Origin of the sequence: Staphylococcus sp. Ze2 (assembly GCF_048568365.1) — a bacterium.
Taxonomy (GTDB): domain Bacteria; phylum Bacillota; class Bacilli; order Staphylococcales; family Staphylococcaceae; genus Staphylococcus; species Staphylococcus xylosus.
In genome coordinates, this window is record NZ_CP183486.1 from 1083099 (window position 1) to 1104672 (window position 21574).

21 protein-coding genes are annotated in these 21574 nt (G+C 32.6%); 19 read left to right on the forward strand and 2 right to left on the reverse strand.

Annotated elements, in window-relative coordinates; genetic code table 11:
• Positions 1 to 7 precede the first annotated feature (7 nt).
• The 9 genes from ACM591_RS04765 to ACM591_RS04805 all read left to right on the forward strand — a co-directional run bounded on the left by ACM591_RS04765 (position 8) and on the right by ACM591_RS04805 (position 7687).
• A complete protein-coding gene (locus tag ACM591_RS04765; protein ID WP_017722939.1) occupies positions 8 to 952 on the forward strand; it encodes a DNA-directed RNA polymerase subunit alpha in 945 nt (314 codons plus the stop codon).
• Positions 953 to 970: 18 nt separating this feature from the next.
• Entirely contained in the window at positions 971 to 1339 is a 369-nt protein-coding gene (gene rplQ / locus ACM591_RS04770; RefSeq protein WP_029378525.1) for a 50S ribosomal protein L17, read from the forward strand.
• A 927-nt stretch (positions 1340 to 2266) separates the two neighbouring features.
• Positions 2267 to 3076 carry an energy-coupling factor transporter ATPase gene (locus ACM591_RS04775; protein ID WP_038678967.1) on the forward strand — a complete coding sequence of 270 codons (810 nt, stop codon included), beginning with the start codon at positions 2267 to 2269 and terminating at the stop codon, positions 3074 to 3076.
• A complete protein-coding gene (locus tag ACM591_RS04780) occupies positions 3073 to 3936 on the forward strand; it encodes an energy-coupling factor transporter ATPase (RefSeq protein WP_326025884.1) in 864 nt (287 codons plus the stop codon). Before ACM591_RS04775 ends, ACM591_RS04780 begins: the two co-directional genes overlap by 4 nt.
• Positions 3926 to 4732: an energy-coupling factor transporter transmembrane protein EcfT gene (locus ACM591_RS04785; RefSeq protein WP_326026626.1), complete on the forward strand. Its 807-nt coding sequence runs from the start codon at positions 3926 to 3928 to the stop codon at positions 4730 to 4732. The genes ACM591_RS04780 and ACM591_RS04785 overlap by 11 nt, the downstream gene beginning before the upstream one ends.
• Before the next feature lie 6 nt (positions 4733 to 4738).
• Positions 4739 to 5533, forward strand: coding sequence for a tRNA pseudouridine(38-40) synthase TruA (gene truA / locus ACM591_RS04790; protein ID WP_029378529.1), 795 nt, complete (start codon positions 4739 to 4741; stop codon positions 5531 to 5533).
• A 215-nt stretch (positions 5534 to 5748) separates the two neighbouring features.
• Entirely contained in the window at positions 5749 to 6186 is a 438-nt protein-coding gene (gene rplM, locus ACM591_RS04795; protein WP_029378530.1) for a 50S ribosomal protein L13, read from the forward strand.
• Between the two features lie 19 nt (positions 6187 to 6205).
• The gene (gene rpsI, locus ACM591_RS04800; protein WP_017722946.1) at positions 6206 to 6598 is read left to right on the forward strand and encodes a 30S ribosomal protein S9; all 393 of its coding nucleotides are present in this window, start codon (positions 6206 to 6208) and stop codon (positions 6596 to 6598) included.
• 222 nt (positions 6599 to 6820) lie between these two features.
• Complete coding sequence (locus ACM591_RS04805) at positions 6821 to 7687, forward strand: alpha/beta hydrolase (RefSeq protein WP_038678964.1); 867 nt, start codon at positions 6821 to 6823, stop codon at positions 7685 to 7687.
• 119 nt (positions 7688 to 7806) lie between these two features.
• Here the strand turns inward: ACM591_RS04805 and ACM591_RS04810 are convergent, their stop codons facing one another.
• Positions 7807 to 8814: an LLM class flavin-dependent oxidoreductase gene (locus tag ACM591_RS04810; RefSeq protein ID WP_038678962.1), complete on the reverse strand. Its 1008-nt coding sequence runs from the start codon at positions 8812 to 8814 to the stop codon at positions 7807 to 7809.
• A gap of 148 nt (positions 8815 to 8962) precedes the next feature.
• Here ACM591_RS04810 and ACM591_RS04815 point away from each other — a divergent pair, with 148 nt between their 5' ends.
• The 6 genes from ACM591_RS04815 to ACM591_RS04840 all read left to right on the forward strand — a co-directional run bounded on the left by ACM591_RS04815 (position 8963) and on the right by ACM591_RS04840 (position 14300).
• Positions 8963 to 9970 carry an NADP-dependent oxidoreductase gene (locus tag ACM591_RS04815; protein WP_326026624.1) on the forward strand — a complete coding sequence of 336 codons (1008 nt, stop codon included), beginning with the start codon at positions 8963 to 8965 and terminating at the stop codon, positions 9968 to 9970.
• A 20-nt stretch (positions 9971 to 9990) separates the two neighbouring features.
• Positions 9991 to 10998 carry a zinc-binding alcohol dehydrogenase family protein gene (locus ACM591_RS04820; RefSeq protein WP_029378534.1) on the forward strand — a complete coding sequence of 336 codons (1008 nt, stop codon included), beginning with the start codon at positions 9991 to 9993 and terminating at the stop codon, positions 10996 to 10998.
• A 221-nt stretch (positions 10999 to 11219) separates the two neighbouring features.
• Positions 11220 to 12803, forward strand: a complete 1584-nt coding sequence (locus ACM591_RS04825) for a BCCT family transporter (RefSeq protein WP_029378535.1) — start codon at positions 11220 to 11222, stop codon at positions 12801 to 12803.
• A gap of 134 nt (positions 12804 to 12937) precedes the next feature.
• Positions 12938 to 13474 carry an alkaline shock response membrane anchor protein AmaP gene (amaP, locus tag ACM591_RS04830; protein WP_017722952.1) on the forward strand — a complete coding sequence of 179 codons (537 nt, stop codon included), beginning with the start codon at positions 12938 to 12940 and terminating at the stop codon, positions 13472 to 13474.
• A gap of 12 nt (positions 13475 to 13486) precedes the next feature.
• Positions 13487 to 13726: a DUF2273 domain-containing protein gene (locus ACM591_RS04835; RefSeq protein ID WP_029378536.1), complete on the forward strand. Its 240-nt coding sequence runs from the start codon at positions 13487 to 13489 to the stop codon at positions 13724 to 13726.
• A 73-nt stretch (positions 13727 to 13799) separates the two neighbouring features.
• On the forward strand, positions 13800 to 14300 hold the full coding sequence (locus ACM591_RS04840) for an Asp23/Gls24 family envelope stress response protein (RefSeq protein WP_029378537.1): 501 nt from the start codon (positions 13800 to 13802) through the stop codon (positions 14298 to 14300).
• A 92-nt stretch (positions 14301 to 14392) separates the two neighbouring features.
• Here ACM591_RS04840 and ACM591_RS04845 read toward each other — a convergent pair whose 3' ends face one another.
• On the reverse strand, positions 14393 to 16357 hold the full coding sequence (locus ACM591_RS04845) for an IucA/IucC family protein (protein WP_038678957.1): 1965 nt from the start codon (positions 16355 to 16357) through the stop codon (positions 14393 to 14395).
• Between the two features lie 103 nt (positions 16358 to 16460).
• On the opposite strand from ACM591_RS04845, the gene ACM591_RS04850 reads away from it, so the two are divergent.
• The 4 genes from ACM591_RS04850 (at position 16461) to ACM591_RS04865 (ending at position 21564) form a co-directional block, all read left to right on the forward strand.
• Positions 16461 to 17639 (forward strand): MFS transporter, encoded by a 1179-nt coding sequence (locus tag ACM591_RS04850; RefSeq protein WP_029378539.1) that lies wholly within the window; start codon positions 16461 to 16463, stop codon positions 17637 to 17639.
• Entirely contained in the window at positions 17636 to 19393 is a 1758-nt protein-coding gene (locus tag ACM591_RS04855; RefSeq protein ID WP_029378540.1) for an IucA/IucC family protein, read from the forward strand. The genes ACM591_RS04850 and ACM591_RS04855 overlap by 4 nt, the downstream gene beginning before the upstream one ends.
• A gap of 3 nt (positions 19394 to 19396) precedes the next feature.
• Positions 19397 to 20458, forward strand: coding sequence for an alanine/ornithine racemase family PLP-dependent enzyme (locus ACM591_RS04860; RefSeq protein ID WP_326026623.1), 1062 nt, complete (start codon positions 19397 to 19399; stop codon positions 20456 to 20458).
• A gap of 95 nt (positions 20459 to 20553) precedes the next feature.
• The gene (locus ACM591_RS04865) at positions 20554 to 21564 is read left to right on the forward strand and encodes an ABC transporter substrate-binding protein (protein ID WP_029378542.1); all 1011 of its coding nucleotides are present in this window, start codon (positions 20554 to 20556) and stop codon (positions 21562 to 21564) included.
• Positions 21565 to 21574 lie beyond the last annotated feature (10 nt).

Below are 21574 nucleotides of genomic sequence, written 5' to 3' on the forward strand. Positions count from 1 at the left end.
ATTGTAAATGATTGAAATCGAAAAACCTAGAATTGAAACAATTGAAATTAGTGATGATGCTAAATTCGGTAAGTTCGTTGTTGAACCACTAGAACGTGGCTACGGTACTACACTAGGAAACTCCTTACGTCGTATCCTACTATCTTCATTACCAGGTGCAGCCGTTAAGTACATTGAAATCGAAGGCGTGTTACACGAATTTTCAGCAATAGATAATGTCGTTGAAGATGTTTCTACAATTATTATGAACATCAAAAAACTTGCATTAAAAATCTATTCTGAAGAAGACAAAACTTTAGAAATTGATGTTAAAGATGAGGGCGATGTAACTGCAAGTGACATTACTCATGATAGTGATGTTGAAATTCTGAATCCTGAGATTAAGATTGCAACAGTATCAAAAGGTGGACATTTAAAAATCCGTCTTGTTGCTAATAAGGGTAGAGGTTACGCATTAGCAGAACAAAACAAAACTAGTGATTTACCAATTGGTGTAATTCCAGTGGACTCACTTTATTCACCAGTTGAACGTGTTAACTATACTGTAGAAAATACGCGTGTGGGTCAAAGCAGTGATTTTGATAAGTTAACTTTGGATGTTTGGACAAATGGTTCAATCACACCACAAGAATCTGTTTCATTAGCTGCAAAAATCCTAACTGAACATTTGAATATCTTCGTTGGATTAACTGATGAAGCGCAAAACGCTGAAATCATGATTGAAAAAGAAGAAGATCAAAAAGAAAAAGTACTTGAAATGTCTATTGAAGAATTAGACTTATCAGTGCGTTCTTACAACTGTTTAAAACGTGCAGGCATTAACTCTGTTCAAGAATTAGCAGATAAATCAGAAGCAGATATGATGAAAGTACGTAATTTAGGTCGTAAATCTTTAGAAGAAGTTAAATACAAACTCGAAGATTTAGGTTTAGGTTTAAGAAAAGAAGATTAATATAAAGGAGGTTAACTCATGGGTTACAGAAAATTAGGTCGTACTTCTGATCAACGTAAAGCGATGTTACGCGATTTAGCTACTTCACTTATCGTTAGCGAACGCATTGAAACTACAGAAGCGCGTGCAAAAGAATTACGCAGTGTGGTTGAAAAACTAATCACTTTAGGTAAAAAAGGAGATTTAGCTTCTCGTCGTCAAGCAGCTAAAACTTTACGCAATGTTGAAGTCTTAAATGAAGATGAATCAACACAAACAGCATTACAAAAATTATTTGGTGAAGTTGCTGAACGTTATACAGAACGTCAAGGCGGTTACACTCGTATTCTTAAAGCAGGTCCTCGTCGTGGCGATGGCGCTGAATCAGTAATTATTGAATTAGTTTAATTTAAATATACGTAGCTACTATGTATAAAGCAAATGAGTGCAACGATAATGTTTGCCACATACAAATATTGTCTAGCTCAGAGTACCCCATCAAAACTTAATAAAATTTAAAGCGTGAACTCAAAATATGATGGGGTGCGCGCTTTTTTTGTTTAGTCCCCCTTAATTCTTTAGAATTTAGGGGGACTTATGCAATTGCGGAGCAATAGCGAACCTAAGAACCTTAATTCTTTAGAATATTAAAGGAATACATTCGATAAGCGAATGTATAAGCAGTGCTAGCTAAACGAAGTTTAGAGGACTGCTTTAGACTTATGCAATTGCGGAGCAATAGCGAACCTAAGAACCTTAATTCTTTAGAATATTAAAGGAATACATTCGATAAGCGAATGCATAAGCAAAACTAGCTAAAGAAAGTTTAGAGGACTGCTTTAGACTTATGCAATTGCGGAGCAATAGCGAACCTAAGAACCTTAATTCTTTAGAAAATTAAAGGAATACATTCGATAAGCGAATGCATAAGCAAAACTAGCTAAACAAAGTTTAGAGGACTGCTTTAGACTTATGCAATTGCGGAGCAATAGCGAACCTAAGAACCTTAATTCTCTAGAAAATTAAAGGAATACATTCGATAAGCGAATGCATAAGCAAAACTAGCTAAACAAAGTTTAGAGGACTGCTTTAGACTTATGCAATAGCGAACGTAAGAACCTTAATTCTTTAGAAAATTAAAGGAATACATTCGATAAGCGAATGCATAAGCAAAACTAGCTAAACGAAGTTTAGAGGACTGCTTTAGACTTATGCATGAAACTACTGATAAAATGGATATTGAGTCATTCTTTAATGGTAGTATATCTTCTTATTTTCATGTAAAATAGATAAGGTATATAAAAATAGACTTATTAAATATTGGAGGCAATCGATATGGATACGCAAGAGCATATTATTACATTTAATCATGTATCATTTAAATATAATAGTGATGAACCGCTTGCGTTGAATGATGTATCATTTAGTATTCCAAAAGGAACGTGGACTTCTATAGTTGGACACAATGGTTCAGGAAAATCGACGATTGCTAAATTAATGGTAGGTATTGAAAAGCCGTTTGATGGTAATATTTATTTTAGAAATGAAGCTATCAGTCAGCAGAATTTAGATTATTTAAGACAACATATTGGTATTGTATTTCAAAATCCAGAGAATCAATTTGTAGGATCAACTGTTGAATTTGATGTAGCCTTTGGTTTAGAAAACCACAGCGTCTCTTATGATGATATGAGAGCGATAGTGCCCAAAGCATTAAATGATGTAGATATGTTAGATAGAGCGAATTATGAACCTCAATCGCTTTCTGGTGGCCAGAAACAGCGTGTTGCTATTGCAGGTGTACTTGCATTAGATACCGATATCATTATTTTAGATGAAGCGACATCTATGTTAGACCCTGCTGGTAGAAAAGACTTAATTGCTTTAATTCATCGTTTAAAAGAAGAAAAAGATGTAACTATTATTTCTATTACACATGATTTATCAGAAGCTGCAGAGGCTGATTACCTCGTTGTTTTAAATGAAGGCGAGGTTTATCAAACGGGGCGACCGAACGAAATTTTTAGTGATGGCGATAAACTAACTCAAATTGGTTTAGACTTACCCTTCTCTATACGAATGCATAATCAATTATTAGGTAGTATTGATTTCATAACATATGAAGGGTTGGTAAAAAAATTATGACTGTTAATTTTAACCAAGTAAGTTATGTTTATCAAAAAGGGACACCATTTGAGCATCAAGCCTTAAGTGAAATAGTAACGACTTTTGAGCAAGGGAAATATTATGCAATCATTGGACAAACTGGTTCAGGAAAGTCTACATTAATTCAGCATTTTAATGGTCTACTTAAACCATCAGAAGGTTTACTTCAAATTGATGATGTAGTAATTAGTCATAAGACAAAAGATAAGCATTTGAAAGATATTCGTAGGCGTGTAGGGGTAGTATTTCAATTTCCAGAATCACAGTTGTTCGAAGATTCAGTAGAACGCGAGATATTATTTGGACCAAAGAACTTCAACATGCCATTAAACGAAGTAAAAGAAAGAGCATTTCGTTTGCTCATAGAATTTGGCTTTAATAGAGATATATTACAGCAGTCTCCATTTCAAATGTCTGGTGGACAAATGAGGAAAATAGCTCTCACATCAATATTAGCGATGGATCCAGATATTGTTATACTTGATGAACCAACAGCGGGGCTTGATCCTAAAAGTAGAAAACAGATAATGGAAGCGATAAAGAAACTCCAAGTTGAACAGCAAAAGACGATCATACTTGTGACGCATGAAATGAATGATGTGGCAAAGTATGTGGATGAAATAAAAATTATGCAACACGGTCAATTGATAGAATCATGTTCACCTCGCAAGCTATTTAGTGATACGAATTATGTTAATCAAATGCATCTTGATGTACCAGACATTGTAAAATTGCAACGTGATTTAGAAGATAAACATCAATATTATTTTAATAAAATTGCTTTGACAGAAGAAGAATTTGTTGAGATGTATAAGGGGTGGCAACAAGATGAAAGATAAATTTATTATAGGACGCTACCTTCCACTAAATACGATCATACATCGATTAGATCCACGTGCGAAATTAATTTTTGTCTTTGTGTTTATTATCTTAATTTTCTTTGCGCATTCTTTTGCAACGTATTTATGGTTATTTATTTCAATCATCGCGTTTATGAAACTAGCACAAATTAAGCTTTGGTTCTTAGCCAAAGGTTTAACGCCCATTTGGATTTTTCTAATATTTACTTTTTTAATGCATTTGTTCTTAACAAAAGGTGGTACAAGGTTATTTGAATTAGGCTTTGTCTCAATTGATATAGATGGTATTTTAGAAGGTGTTTATATTGTTTTGCGTCTCATGTTTATTATTATGATTTCAACCATTATGACGTTAAGTACAAGTCCAATTGATTTAACGGATGCTTTTGAAAAACTACTATCGCCATTGAAATTAGTTAAAATACCTGTACACCAATTAAGTATGATGATGTCTATTGCATTAAGGTTTATCCCCACGTTGATGAATGAGTTAGATAAAATTATATTAGCTCAAAAATCAAGGGGTTCTGAAATTAGTTCTGGTAGTATAATCAATAGAGTGAAGGCATTTGTTCCTCTGCTGATTCCTTTATTTATATCTGCATTCCAACGCGCTGAAGATTTGGCAATCGCGATGGAAGTGAGAGGATACGATACGAAGAAGCAACGGACAAATTATCGTAAATTACAGTGGCAAACGAAGGACAGTCTAACGCTGTTAATATTATTGCCACTATCCGTAGTATTATTTGTGTTAAAATTTATGGGAGTGTAGTAAATCATGCGTGTTTTAGTTAATATTTCTTATCAAGGAAGTCAATTTCTAGGTTTTCAAATACAACAAAATGGACGAACCGTACAACAACAATTCGAAAAGATTTTAAAGCGCATGCATAAGCATGATGTGAGAATACACCCAAGTAGTAGAACAGATAGAGGTGTACATGCAATTGAGCAATATTTTCATTTTGACACTGAGTTAAACATTCCCGAGCAACAATGGCAATATGCGATGAATCGTGCATTACCAGGTGATATATATGTCAATCATGTCAGTTTTGTTAGTGACGATTTTCATTGCAGATATGATTGCGTAGGCAAATCTTACCGTTATAAAATTTATCAATCTAAACACAAAGATCCGTTTCTTAATGGCTTAAAAACACATATCACTGAAACGTTAGATATTGAAAGAATGAATATAGCTGCACAGTATTTTATTGGTACACATGATTTTACAGGGTTCTGTTCACAAAAAACAGAAGTTGTTAGCAAAGTAAGAACACTTTACGAAAGTCGTATAGAAAAAACAGAAAATGGCTTTGACTATATTGTCACAGGCTCCGGTTTCCTATATAATATGGTGCGTGTGTTAGTAGCCTTTTTAATTGAAGTAGGCAAAGGAAAACGACAACCAGAAGAAATACCTAAATTATTAGAGGATAAAGATCGTAACAAAGTGCCTTTTACTGCTCCGGCAGAAGGGTTATATTTAGAGAAGATTTATCTAACACCAAGCGAATTAATCACTGATTTTGGTAATGATATAAAATTACATCAAAAAAAATCGATATGAAATTGTTAAATGTCGTTGACAAAATGACAAAAAAATTATACGATTACTAACGGTATTGTTTTATATCACCCACGATAAGCCCCGGAATCTTATTGTGTTACAAGATATAGAAGCACGTAGAAACAAACTATTAAAAAAAATAGATGAAATTTAAGATTTAGTAAGTATAAACTATTAATTTAAGAGACATTTATTTATTCTAGGAGGACAATTATATGCGTCAAACATTTATGGCTAATGAATCAAACATTGAGCGCAAATGGTATGTTATTGATGCTGAAGATAAAACACTTGGTCGTTTATCATCAGAAGTAGCAGCTATTTTACGCGGTAAAAATAAAGTAACTTATACACCACACGTTGATACAGGTGATTATGTAATCATCGTTAACGCTTCAAAAATCCACTTCACTGGTAACAAAGAGCGCGATAAAATGTACTATCGTCACTCAAATCACCCAGGTGGTATCAAATCAGTTTCAGCTGGTGAGTTAAAAGCTAATAACCCAGAACGTTTACTTGAAAACTCAATTAAAGGTATGCTTCCAAGCACACGTTTAGGCGAAAAACAAGGTAAAAAATTATTTGTATATGGTGGCGCTGAACATCCACACGCTGCACAACAACCAGAAAACTACGAGTTACGTGGTTAATTAAAAGGAGGAAATTACATTGGCACAAGTTGAATATAAAGGCACAGGCCGTCGTAAAAACTCAGTAGCACGTGTCCGTTTAGTACCAGGTGAAGGTAACATTACTGTTAACGGCCGTGATGTACGTAGTTATTTACCATTCGAATCATTAATTTTAGACATTAACCAAGCATTTGATGTAACAGAAACTAAAGGTAACTATGATGTATTAGTTAACGTTCATGGTGGAGGATTTACTGGACAAGCTCAAGCAATCCGTCACGGAATTTCACGTGCATTATTAGAAGCTGATCCTGAATACAGAGGTTCTTTAAAACGCGCTGGATTACTTACTCGTGATCCTCGTATGAAAGAACGTAAAAAACCAGGTCTTAAAAAAGCTCGTCGTTCACCACAATTCTCAAAACGTTAATATTGTCGAAGCTGTTGCGAATTCAATTCGCTTACAGATTTATTACACAAGTTCTATAGCAATTTGTGTTCAATCAAACAAACGTTTTAAACTTCCCAAGAAATTGGGAAGTTTTTTTGTTTTATTTAATATTATTTATTTGTATCAAAATGAATGACTAATCATGTAAAGTGTCATAATATAAATAATAATAGGACACAATTTTAAATTTGAGGTATTTATATGAATATTAATAAACGGAATACGAATATATATCTGACAATTGTATTGATCGCATTTATTTTATTTGTCATTATTTTGATTGCAGCTTTTAAAACATATAGTCAATATAAAGAAAATAATTATAAGTACGTTAATATACCTACATTTTATTTACATGGCTATGGTGGAACAGAGAATTCTATAAAATACATGATTAATTCAGCAGTACAAAAAGATATAACCGAAGAAGTAATCAAAGCAAAAGTTTCTAAAGAGGGAATGGTGACATTCGACGGAGAATTATCACCTGATGCAAAGAATCCAGTCATTGAGATTATATTAGAAGATAATAGAAATAAAGATTTAAATAAAAATGCGCAATGGATTCAACAAGTTATCATTGCTACGATGAGCCAACATCACTTTGATCAATTTAATTTTGTCGCACATTCTATGGGTAATCAATCTTTCAGCTATTATATGTTGAATTATGGTGATAATCAGAACTTACCCAAACTAAATAAGCAAGTAAGTTTAGCAGGTAATTTTAACGGTGAAGTTGACATAGATGGCCTTGATTTAGATGTTAAATTAGATGAAAATGGTAAACCAAGTAAAATGCTAAAAGCATATAAAGATTTGTTGCCTATGAAAAAGTCATATCCAGAAACTACAAGAGTGCTAAATATTTATGGTGATATAGAGGATGGCACACATTCTGATAATCGAGTTACCAATGTTTCATCTAAATCACTAAGGTATTTAGTTGATGATAAAGTAAGTAGTTATGAAGAATTTAAAGTAACCGGAAAAAAAGCTGATCATAGTGAACTTCATGATAATACTTATGTCACCAATAAAATGAATCAATTTTTATGGGGGAAATAAATTTAAAAGTACTACCTAATATGTTGGTTTAGTAATATATATACAAGATATTGAATGTTTGTATTCTATAATAAGCAAATGACACTTAGACATCTGATTTATAGATGTGTAAGTGTCATTTATTTATGCTTAAAGTTCTCAGTTGCGAGTAATTGAATGATCTGTTTCCTGTTATGTTCGCCATAAACATGTGGTTGTATCATAATTTCATCAACATCGAAGTCAGTCATCATTACTTTTAATTTGGAGATGACTTTACTAGGTGAAGCTACTATAACCCGACTATTGTGTTGATTCATTTTTTCAATTTCTCTAGAAGAAAATGATTTTTGTTTTGCGTAGTTCACAGAGGGATAGAATTTTGGTTGGTCTAAATAACCAATGCGGAGTAACCACAAATGAAACGCATTAGCTAAATCTTGGCGCTGGTATTTATTATCTGCCGTAATTACAAAAGACGTCATGATGACATATGGTTGATGTAAAGGATGAAGTGCTTTGAATTTAGAACGGTAATGAGTTATTACAGATTTTATTAGATCTTCATCTTGTCCCATATTGGCGATAACAAAAGGTAATCCTCTAATAGCAGCGAGTGATGCACTTTTTTTACTTGTACCTAAAATAAACATATCTGGTTTAGAGTCGATAATTGGCATAGCATATAAGTCTTTATAGCGCTGTTTTGTATTGTTGTCGCTGTCACTATTAAAATAAGCTATCAAATCATCAATTTGATTTTCATAATCAACAGGTATTGTTTTGTGTTCGTTCAAAGCTTTATTTACATTCTGATAACTCTTAGAATGACCAGTACCTAAATTGACTCTGCCAGGGTGTCTAGCTTCCATAGTTTTAAATACTTCAGCCACTTTATAAGCACTATAATGTGGCAACATAACACCGCCGCTTCCAATTTCAATTGAGTTAGTATTTTCTAATAATGACATCATAATCATTTCAGGTGCACTGGATGCTACTGAAAAAACTTGGTGATGTTCAGCAACCCAATAACGTGAGTAATTTAACTTTTCAGCTAATTGAGCTAATTCAACAGCATGATTTATTGCTTGATTAGCGTTACGGCCTTCAAATATTGGCACATAATCTAAAATACTAAGTTTCAATGTACAATCTCCTATCGTAATAAAATGAAAAATGTTTTATAAATTAGCAATAGCATAACACGTTATTAAAGTATTAAATAAGCGATTTGATTGATTGATGAAAAGTATCCCTTTAGAATAAAGTCAAACAATGAATGGAGGTAATATAATGAACACAGAAAGAATTGTATTGGCAAAAAGACCTGAAGGCATTCCATCCGATGATGTATTTAGATATGAAACTGTTGAGATAGATAGACCGAAGCAAGATGAAATACAAATAGAATCGTTATATATATCAGTAGATCCATACATGCGTGGTCGTATGGATGATAGTGAATCATATATAGCCCCATTCGAATTAGACAAACCAATGAATGGTCATGTAGTGGGGAGAGTTGTCGAATCAAATATAGATGGATTTGTAAAAGATGACATTGTTACTGGTACATTTCCTTGGCAAAAAATAGTGAACATAAAGGCAAAGCATGCTATTAAAGTAAGTCAAACTGATATTCCTTTATATTTATATCTTAGTGTTTTAGGCATGACTGGACAAACAGCTTATCATGGTTTACTAAAAATCGGACAACCACAAGAAGGTGAGACTGTTGTAGTATCAGCTGCTTCTGGTGCGGTTGGCTCAGTTGTAGGTCAGATAGCAAAATTAAAAGGTGCATATGTAGTTGGTATTGCAGGTGGTAGTGAAAAAACCAATTATTTAACTGAAGAACTAGGATTTGATGTAGGAGTAGACTATCAAGCCAATGATTTTGCTGAACAATTAGAGAAAGCAGTACCAAATGGCGTTGATGTCTATTTTGAAAATGTAGGTGGCACGATTGCGGATGAAGTCATGAAACACCTCAATCAATTTGCTAGAATTCCAGTTTGCGGTGCTATTTCTGGTTATAACAATACAGAAGTTGAATATGGCCCTCGTATCCAACCAATTATTATTAAATCTCAAGCATTGATGCAAGGATTTATTGTTGCCAATTATGCAGATGACTTCCTAAATGCTAGTAAGGCACTTGCACAGTGGGTTCAAGAAGATAAAATTAAGACAAAAACATCTGTTAAAAAAGGTTTTGAGAGTTTACCTAATGCCTTTAGAAACTTATTTACAGGAGATAATTTCGGAAAACAAGTTGTTCAAGTTTCAGATGATGTTTAATTAAGAAAGGAGTGCATACGATGAAAGCGATAGGTGCAGATCAAAGTTTTAATCTAGAAGATGGAAATTTATTTTATGAGTTTGCTATTGATACTCCCGAACCTGAACAATATGAATTATTAGTACGTGTTGAAACAATTAGTGTTAACCCTGTAGATACAAAGATTAGAAAGACAGAGGTTGAACAAGCGCCGAGAATTTTAGGCTTTGATGCTGTAGGTGTGGTAGAAGCAGTGGGTGATGGTGTTAACCACTTTAGCGTTGGCGATGAAGTTTTTTATTCTGGTTCTCCAAAATATCAAGGTTCCAACCAATCTTATCAAATTGTCGATGAGCGTTTAGTAGCGAAAAAGCCTAAAAACATATCTAATGTGGATGCAGCAAGCCTACCACTAACTGGTTTAACGGCTTACGAAACGCTGTTTGATGTATTTAAAATTTCCTTTAATTCAGAAGAAAATAAGGGGAAATCTATTTTAATTATAAATGGTGCTGGTGGTGTAGGAAGCATAGCAACGCAAATAGCTAAACACTATGGCTTACATGTTATAACGACAGCATCTCGTAAAGAAACATACCAATGGTCTAAAGATATGGGCGCAGATATTGTGTTAAATCATAAGAATGATTTAGCTGAAGAGTTTAAGAAATATGAAATTAGTGAAGTAGATTATATTTTCTGTACGTTTGATACGGATATGTATTATGAAAAAATGATTGAATTAGTAAAACCAAGAGGGACGATTGCAACGATCGTGGCTTTCAAAAATAATCAAGATTTAAACTTGCTTAAACCAAAGAGTATTACATTTACACATGAATTTATGTCATCAAGACCCATTCATGAAACCGAAGATATGCAAATACATCGTGATTATCTCACTGATATTTCTGAAAAAATAGAAGCGGGTATCTACAAACCAACCGTGAATGAAGTAATAGATGGTCTAACTGTTGAAAACTTGTATGATGCACATGTTAAGTTAGAAAATCAAAGTATGATAGGTAAGCTAGTGATTAAACTTTGAAATTAAGGTTAACAAAATAATTAATTAATTATTTAAATAAAAGTGAACATAAAGAGAAGCGTCTTCTGTAGTTCATCATGATATGGTGACTAGGAGGATGCTTTTTATTTTGAATAATATATAAAATTTATAATATATTTAATTGTATGAATTTTATGAATATATGCAATAAGTTAGGGTATGTAAGTTACATAAAACTATAGGGAGTGTGTGATTTTGACATGCGTTTAAACAGATTAACGATTGTATTTTGGGTAGCATTATCAATTTGTACATTGTTTGTTGTATACGGTGCAATATTGCCTAAACAACTAGAAACAGTTACACAAAGCATTACAAATTTTATTGCATTAAATTTTGGTTGGTACTATTTATTACTTGTACTTCTCATATTAATAGTATGTGTTTATCTATTATTCTCTAGATATTCATCAATCACATTAGGAGAAGATGGAGAGGATCCAGAATTCTCATTGAAATCTTGGTTTGCTATGTTATTTAGTGCTGGTATGGGGATAGGATTAGTCTTTTGGACTACAGCAGAGCCAATTAGTCATGCCTTTACGTTAACACCTTTACATAAAGCAGGTACGCAAACTGCAATTAATGATGCCATGCAATTTTCATTCTTTCATTGGGGTGTCCATGCTTGGGCTGTATACGGCATCGTTGGATTAGTCTTTGCATATTTTAATTTTCACAAAGGTTATCCAGGATTAGTAAGTGCGACGTTAACACCGATATTAGGTTCAAAAATGATGAGAGGACCCATCGGTGGTTCAATCGATGTGTTAGCGATTATCGCTACTGTAACAGGCGTAGCAGCAACACTTGGATTTGGTGCATTACAGATTAATGAAGGATTGAATTTTTTATTTGATATACCTTCAAACTTTATAACTCAGGTCATTATTATTGTTATAGCAACGCTTTTATTCAGTTGGTCAGCGTGGTCAGGTATTAATAAAGGAATCAAAACATTAAGTAATATTAATATGATACTCGCTTTTCTAGTACTCATCGTATTATTTTGTGTAGGTCCCACTTTAACTATATTAAATACCTTTACCAATTCACTTGGTGATTACATTGCAAATTTCTTTAATATGAGTTTACGTATTCCGCAAGCTGATGGCGAAAAATTCCAATGGTTACAACAATGGACGATATTCTATTGGGCCTGGTGGATTTCATGGGCACCATTTGTTGGAATATTTATTGCTCGTGTTTCAAGAGGTAGAACGATTAAAGAATTTATTTTGGGTGTCTTATTTGTACCAGCGCTTGTTTGTTTCTTATTCTTTGCAGTATTTGGAGCATCTGCTATTTACTTACAGCAAAATGGTATCGCAAATATTGCGAAAGAGGCAACGGAGACTGCAACATTTGCAACTTTAGAACATTTCCCACTAGGGTTCTTGCTAAGCATAGTGACTTTAATTGTGATTATGATTTTCTTTGTAACTTCAGCAGACTCAGCGACATACGTTTTAGGTATGTTAAGTTCTAAAGGTAGTATCAATCCTAAAGGTGTTGTAAAAGTGAGCTGGGGTATCATATTAGCTTTATTTGCAATGATTATGATATACACTGGTGGTACACAATCTATACAGAACTTATTAATTATTGCTGCTTTACCATTTTCGATTGTCATTATATTTATGATATGGTCACTTTTTAAATCATTAGCGATTGAAAAGCCAAGACCAAGTAATAAGTTGCTTGTATCAGACGACAAACTATTACAATATCGTATTGCAAACCATCCAGAACTATCTGATCAAGAAACAAAGGACAATCAATAAAATGGACTAAAAAAATTGTTTTGCAGTAAAAGCTAAAAATAAAATTCAATAAAAATGTTTCTAAGAATTTTTTTAAGGGTAGTAGTTCTGTATCACAAGTACATATTAACAAAGCATAGGAGGTGTCATACGAGGTGAAACGACTTAAGAATTTTATCCTAGGCATATTAATTGTAGTAATCGTTGGATTTTTACTCTTTATGTATATTCAAGATTCTAGAATTAGCCAGTATCAAGACTATTTTAATCAGTTTAACTGGTTTGAACCAACACTTATTGGTTTAGCAGCGTTACTCATTATTATTGGTCTCATATTAGTATTCAGCTTGTTTAAACCTACGTATAGAAAACCCGGACTATATAAAGATTTTGAAGATGGTCATATTTATGTATCGAGAAAAGCAGTCGAAAAATCTGCATACGACACACTTACGCAATATGATCAAATACGTCAACCAAACGTGATTGCAAAACTTTATAACAAGAAAAAGAAATCACATATCGCTTTAAAAGCAGATTTCTTTGTTCCTGGTGATGTTCAGGTTAATTCTTTAACAGAAGAGATTAGAAATGACATCAAGCAAAATGTCGAGCATTTTACAGAATTACCAGTATCAAAATTAGAGGTTAATGTTAGAGATCAAAAAACCTCAGGCAAACGTGTGTTGTAAGGGAGGGTTATCATGGCTAACAATAATAACCAAAATGGACAAGATTCTACGCAAGAAGTTGTTGAATTTTTCAAAACGTTTAAATGGAGAATCATTGGCTTCTTAGCATTTCTAATCATAGCAATATTATTTTTAACTTTAGGTTTCTGGAGTACAATTTTAATTCTAGTATTATGTTTGATTGGAATTGGAGTTGGGTATACTAAAGACCGTAAGCAAGACTTTTTAAATTTCCTCAATCGATGGAGTTAATCGATTAAATTTTATGAATTCTAATGTAATAAAAAATTTAAAACAAATTATATAAGGTAAAGGAGAATGCAATATGGCAGTAGACAACAATAAAGCTAAACAAGCTTATGACAACCAAACAGGAGTTCAAGAAAAAGAACAAGAAAAAAGACAAGAGCAACAAAACCAAGAACCTGAGTTCACTAATAAATTATCATTCTCAGATGAAGTAATCGAAAAAATTGCAGGTATTGCTGCACGAGAAGTTAGCGGTATCTTAGAAATGAAAGGCGGATTCGTCGACAATATTTCTAGTTCATTTGGTAGCAGCAACAATGTTACACAAGGTGTTAGCGTTGAAGTTGGAGAAAAACAAGCTGCTGTTGATTTAAAAGTAGTATTAGAATATGGTGAATCAGCACCAAAAATCTTCCGTAAAGTAACTGACTTAGTTAAAGAACAAGTTAAATATATTACTGGTCTAGACGTAGTTGAAGTTAACATGCGCGTTGAAGATGTTATGACTAAAAAAGAATGGTCTCAAAAAAATGAAAAAAACCAAAGCTCAAACAATGAGGAAAAAGGTTTACAATAATTAAGAACTATTCAATTCAATTAAAAGGTCCGAAACATTTAATGTTTCGGACCTTTTTTATTTATGAAAATTATTAAAATATATACTTCGTTTTATTGTTGCTTATCCATGTTTCTGTATAAAGGATTATTCACTTTAATGTAAGTATAATAATCCGCTTCATCTTCTAATCTCATTGTAGTAACACATTTATAATCGATTTGCGGTGCAAATAGCACGGATTTTATTTCGGTAATTCTGTCATTATTAGTCATTGTAGATGCAATATCTTGTAATTTTTTAAATATGATATCACTTATGATTGACCAAATCTGTTGTTCTAATTCATTACTTTCACTTGATTGGGCAATGGTTACAATGAGTTCACCAAGATGATTTTGAATACTAGAATAAAACACTTTGTTGAAAACGGTTTGCGACTGATCTGTAAGGATTAATGATTTTTCATGAAAGTCTGATGTACTATAACCAGCTTGATTTAAGTAAGTTTTATCAATACGCAGTCCTTCAAAATCACGAATATATAATGTGTGGATTGAACCGTCTTCATTGAAGGTAACTATAGAGTTTTGTAAATGTGCTTCTAATGCAATACCGTATTTTACATATAAAGGTAATGTTATATCAATCAAAGCTTTACTATATTCCACAATCCACTTGTTACATGCTTCCTCATAACTGCCGATATTAAATTTATTAGCATATGTTTTGATTAATGTTACGATAGGTGACTCATTATTATTACTATAATTGGCAACTAAGCTAGAAGGAATAAGCGGTATTGTATCTGCTTTCTTAATATTATAAATATTTTCTCTAAATAGTGTACCCAATTGTTCGCTCTTTATTGTTTGCTGTGATGGTGTGTCTTGTGGATTATAAAAATGAATACCAGCAACTTCGTCAATCGTATCTGCCTGAATATCATTAAACAATGAATCATGCTGCTTAATATGGTTCAATATGCGTGTGACCTGTGGTCCATTATATGTTGTTTGTTCAGATAGAGTGCGTATTTCACCTGTAATATGCACATTTGTTGATAATTTGATGTGCGGTTCAATATTTGGACTTTGTGGCATTAATGTTCTAAATGACAGACCAGCGTAATAATTTAAATCAAAGTCTAAAGGTATAAGCTGCTGTTTATTTAACTCATTAGTATAATCTTTTTCTAAAACAGCATTATATTGCCATGGGTGAACTGCCATAACATAATAATCATCAATTTGATCATCAGTTAGTAATTTGGCCACAGCTTCGTAAAGGCCATTAAATAATGTGAAGACAGTTTCGTTATAAGGTCTCGCTAATGATTGTACTTTCGCAATATCATGATGAATCAATATAAATTTCATAGGGATGGTATTTCCAAACTCAGAAGAATAATCAATAGTCATTTCTGGTGACATACCTTTACGTAGTTTCGCACCTGGATGTAATGGATGACCTTCAACAACAGCTTGTTCAGATCTTAAATAGCTATCCTTCGCATTAATGATTAATTCTAAAAGTGGTTCATTATTTTGAGACAATGTTATAGATTGATAACTTAACGAAATAGCCATATTTGCGACACTATTATTCATATCGTCCTTAAATTGGTTACTAGCTTCGTTATCAAGGTTAGGTGCTTCTATTAAAATAGCGTTTAAAATTTCATTTGGATGCAATATACGTTCTAAATGGTTGTCGTATTCAAAATAAAAGGGTCCTTCAACATCGATTCTGTCAAAGGCATGTTGTCCTGAAATAGGTGCATACAAAGTTTTTTTCGCTTCTGGAAAGGTTATTTTTAAAACGAAAGGTTGCGTGATCGCAATACCCAAGTTTAAGTTTTGTGTTTTGATAATCTCACTATGATGACGACTCTGAACTAAATTCTCTCTATGTAAAGAAGTAATTAACCTTTGTGAGATTTTATCACGGCTTTCTAATAATATATCTTCGAAAGCATTTGCCCATCTTCTATCTGTTGAACGTAAATATGATAAAGCGTGTTGTTCGTCATTAGTGAGTTTTTCAATTGAATTGCTGTCGTTTATTTTGTGATTCATAATGCACCTCTAAAAAAATTATTTTACAAATGTATAAGATATTTGTATAATCCATAATATCGATAATGATAATTATTATCAATTAAAAAACAGGAGGAATTTTATGGCAAAGTATTTTTTTCCTAGTTCATTCCTACTGTTCTTAGGGAATTGGATTGGTCAAATTACGTTAAATTGGTATGTATTTACTCTATATCATAACGCAATTTATCTAGGACTGATTAATTTTTTCCGACTCGTACCTATTTTACTCATAAGTGTATGGGCTGGAAGTTTGGCTGATAGATGTGATAGGGGAAAATTATTAAGAGTAACAATAACCTCCTCATTTTTATTAACAATGATACTATGTATTTTAACATTTCAAAATCCACAATTACCGATAATTGTATTTTTGTTATATTCTCTAGGTCGTGGCATTATGAGTGCAATAGAAACACCAGTACGTCAAGCGGTATTACCAGATTTGACACAACGATTAACAACAACACAAACAGTATCGTATCACTCATTTATAATAAATATATGTCGTTCGATTGGACCTGCGTTAGCTGGTTTTATTATGGCAGCTTATAATGCGCAAATTAGTTTTGGAGTACAAACATTATGTTATTTCTTATCGTTAATACTTTGCTTACCGTTATCATTCAGTCATAACGAACTATCAAAGGTAAATCCTGAAGTGAGTTTTAAGTATGTAATCAATTACTTTAAAGACAATCAAATAGGGGCTAGAATATTTGTGACATCGTTACTTATTATGGCAACTGGTTTTACATATACTACACTTTTGCCAGTATTGACAGACAAAACATTTCCTAATCAAGTAACAATATTTGGTAGTGCTATGACTTGTTGTGCAATAGGCGGTATTTTAGCAACCATAGTTTTACCTAATATCTTAGAAAAAATATCTATGGTCAAAATGTATTACATAAGCTCTGTGCTTTTTGGTGTTTCACTATTGTGTACGATTAGTAGCAATACTTATTTACTATTTATTGCATTATTCTTTATTGGTTTGTTCAGTCAATGGGCAAGAACTACAAATAGAATATATTTTCAACATAGAGTGGAACCTGAACATAGAGGGAAAATACTTAGTGTCATTATGATGGATAGAGGTATGATTCCTTTAGGGGCCATGTTAATGAGTTTCTTAGCAGAACTTATTGGTATTGTTGAAACCTTTATTATTATGGGAACGAGTACATTTGTTATTGCATTGTTATTCAGTACAATAACTAGAAGGCAAAGAAAAAATGGAGGCAGTATTGTATGATGCATGAAACATGGCAATTGGCAGATAGAAATGTGCAGTATCGTATTTTCAACTCAATTATTAAAGAGCAAATATTTCCACAGGGTATGTTATTTAATGAATTTAATCACTGTGTCGAAATACAATATAAAGGACAAGTGCTGCAATTAAATAAAATTAGAAAAAGTGCTATGCAACGTTATGAATTTTATGGTGCGATTTACTATATCAAGGGTAAGACACAAGTAGAGATGGATACTTTAGAACAACTATTAGAAGTGCTAGAAGTACATTTTAATATGCCTATTAGCCAGCGATTAACAGATGAGTTGATTTCTAGCAGGGAAGGTTTTGCACTGACTTATGAGCATTTTCAACATAGAAAGTCATTGATACATGCAACGCTAAAATTTTCAAAAATGCCTGAAACAATAAACTTCTTTTCTTGGCTACAGCATATGGTTGGGTCAAAGCAAATAAATGATTTGAATTATTCTGAAAGTCTTGTTATTGAAGGACATCCTACACACCCATTATCTAAGACTAAGCTTCCATTAACATCTGACGAAGTAAGAAAATACGCGCCGGAATTTGAAAAGATTATTCCATTAAAAGTTATGCTCATTCATAAAGATAATTGTGTAGTTACTTCTATGGAAGATGATCCAAACTATATGATAGATGAAGTTATTCCGGAATATCGTTATAAATTAAAAGGGTTTTTAGCACCACATGATTTAGAATTAAAAGATTATAGTGTTGTACTTGTTCACCCATGGCAATATGAAAATGTTATCATTCACAAATTTGCAGACTGGATTTTAGAAAAACGATTATTACCTACGTCTTTTGAAGTTGAGTCTAAAGCGACTTTATCATTTAGAACTATGCAACTTGTTCATAAACCGTTTCATATTAAATTACCAGTGAATATACAAGCAACAAGTGCTATAAGAACTGTGTCTAGTGTGACAACGGTAGATGGGCCTAAATTAAGCTATGAATTACAGGACATGTTAGCAATCTATCCGCAGCTACAAGTTGCTATGGAACCATTTGGTATACATGCTAAAACTGAACCAGATGATGCAAGGCATTTGGCTTGTATAGTTCGACATCAACCTTATGTCTCAGATAACGGCACTACTATAGTGACTGCAAGTTTAGTTAATAAAAATCCTGTTGATAACCAAATAACCGTAGATAGTTATATTAATTGGGTGAACGATGATTTAACGGTAGATGCGATTAAGCAATTTCTATTACATTATAGTAAAGCATTAATTGATCCATTAATAGCCTATATTCAAGATTATGGTATTGCTTTGGAAGCGCACATGCAAAATACAATCGTGAATCTAGGACCAAATTATCAAATGAAGTTTATCGTTAGAGATTTAGGTGGTTCAAGGATAGATTTAACGACATTAAAATATAAAATTCCTAATATTGATGTTACTAACACGAGTTTAATTGCAGAGAGTATAGAAGAGGTTATAGCTAAGTTTCAACATGCAGTTATTCAAAATCAAATTGCAGAACTCATTCATCATTTTTCACAATATGAATTTGTAAAAGCATCCGAATTATTTGAATTAGTAGGAGAGATAGTTGAGCACGCAATAGATCCTAGTAAACCACATGCAAATAAATTAAAACAAGTATTGTTCGGTGAAACGATAACGGTAAAAGCGCTCTTACGCATGAGAATGGAAAGTAAGGTAAAACAATATGTGACCATTGATTTAAGGAATCCTATATATAAAGAGGTGTAATAGATGGCTGAAATAAAGATAAATTTGTCCAAAATACAATATAATGCACAAGTATTGTTGTCTATTTTTCAACAGAATCATATGCAATTTACACCAGTTATTAAATGCGTAGGTGGCGATATAAAAATCGTGGAGACGTTAAAAAATATTGGTATAACGCATTTTGCTGATGCACGTATTGACAATATTAATAAAACTAAAGATCAAAATTTATCTTATATGATGATTAGAACGGCTAGTCAACATGAACTGGAAGATGTTGTTAGATATAGTGATATAAGTATACAAACTGAAATAGAGACGATTCGTAAGTTAAATGAAATTGCCCAAAAACATCAAATAAAACATCGCATATTACTAATGGTCGATTGGAAAGATTCAAGAGAAGGTATATTAACATATGATATTGTAGATTATATTAATGAAATACTTTCGATGTATCATGTAAGTGTAATTGGATTAGCATTTAATTTTATGTGCTTTCAGTCAATTATTCCAACAGAAGAAGATGTATCATTAATTAATCAATTCGTAGAATCAGTTGAATTAGAAACGCATATGAGATTTAAAATAATCTCAGGCGGCAATTCCAGTATGATATCACAAATGTTATACCAAGATATGGGCAAGATTAATGAGTTACGCGTGGGAGAAACACTTTTTAGAGGTGTCGAAACAACAACAAACCAACCAATAGCTTCACTATATCAAGATGCTATTATTTTAGAAGCGGAGATTGTTGAAATTAAACCACGCATTGATATTTCATCAGGGCAGCAATATTTACAGGCAATTGTTGATATTGGTAACTTAGATACATTTATCGAAGATATTAAGCCGCGTCATCATCATGTTAAAATAATAGGAGCGACTAGTGATCATGTAATGATTGATTTATTAAATCAAGACCATTATCAAATCGGTGATAAAATTCAATTTAGTTTAGGTTATAAGGCGTTGGCGCAAAGTATGTATATGACAAACTTAAGTAAAAATTATGTTCATGATAGCGTTATTGAAAAATTATGCCACAACTTTAATATTCAGAAATCTAATCGCATTTAAACTTCATTAAATTTTCTAAAAATTTTTGTTGACACCGATAATCATTATCAATAGAATTGAATATGTAATTATACATATTCTAAGGAGTGAAAACGATGAAACATAGTTATAAAATTATGGCTATCCTGTTTTTAACTTTAACCGTAGTAGTGTTGTCTGCATGTGGCAGTGTCAGCGATAAAGGTTCTGACAAATCCAGTAAAGGTGATGACAGCAAAGATGGCGTAACAATTAAGCATGATGGAGGTACGACAAAAATTGCTAAAGATCCTAAACGTGTCGTAGCATTAGAATTCTCATTTGTCGATGCACTTGCAGCATTAGATGTTAAGCCAGTTGGCGTTGCTGATGATGGTAAAAAAGATAGAATTCTTAAACCTATTCGCGAAAAAATTGGAGACTATAAATCAGTAGGTGCACGTAAGCAACCTAACTTAGAAGAAATAAGTAACCAAAAACCAGATGTTATTATCGCAGATAGCAATAGACATAAAGGAATTCAAAAAGATTTAGAAAAAATTGCACCAACAATTATGCTTCCTAGCTTTGATAGCGATTATAAAGACAACTTAGAGGCGTTTAAAACAATTGCAAAAGCAGTAGGTAAAGAAGATAAAGGTAAAGATAGATTAAAAGAGCATAATGAGCTAATGGATAAATATAGTAAAGAAATTACTATGGATAAATCACAACCTGTATTAGCATCAGTAGTTGCAAAATCAGGACTATTAGCGCATCCTGAAAATACATATGTTGGAGAACTTTTAAAAGAGTTAGGTTTTGATAATGCGTTAAATAAAACGAAAACTGATAACTTATCCAAGTATCTTAAAGGACCTTATTTACAATTAAATCCAGAAGTACTTTCTGATATTAATCCTGGTCGTATGTTTATTATGGCTGATAAAGGTGAAAATGATCCAAACCTTAAAAAACAAGAAGAGGATCCAGTTTGGCAAGATTTAGATGCGGTTAAAAATAATCGCGTATCTGTAGTTGATAGAAATACATGGGCACGTGCAAGAGGTATTATATCTTCAGAAGAAATTGCAAAACAACTTGCTGAAATTTCTAAAAATGAGCAAAAAGACTCACAACAAAAGTAGGATGAACGGT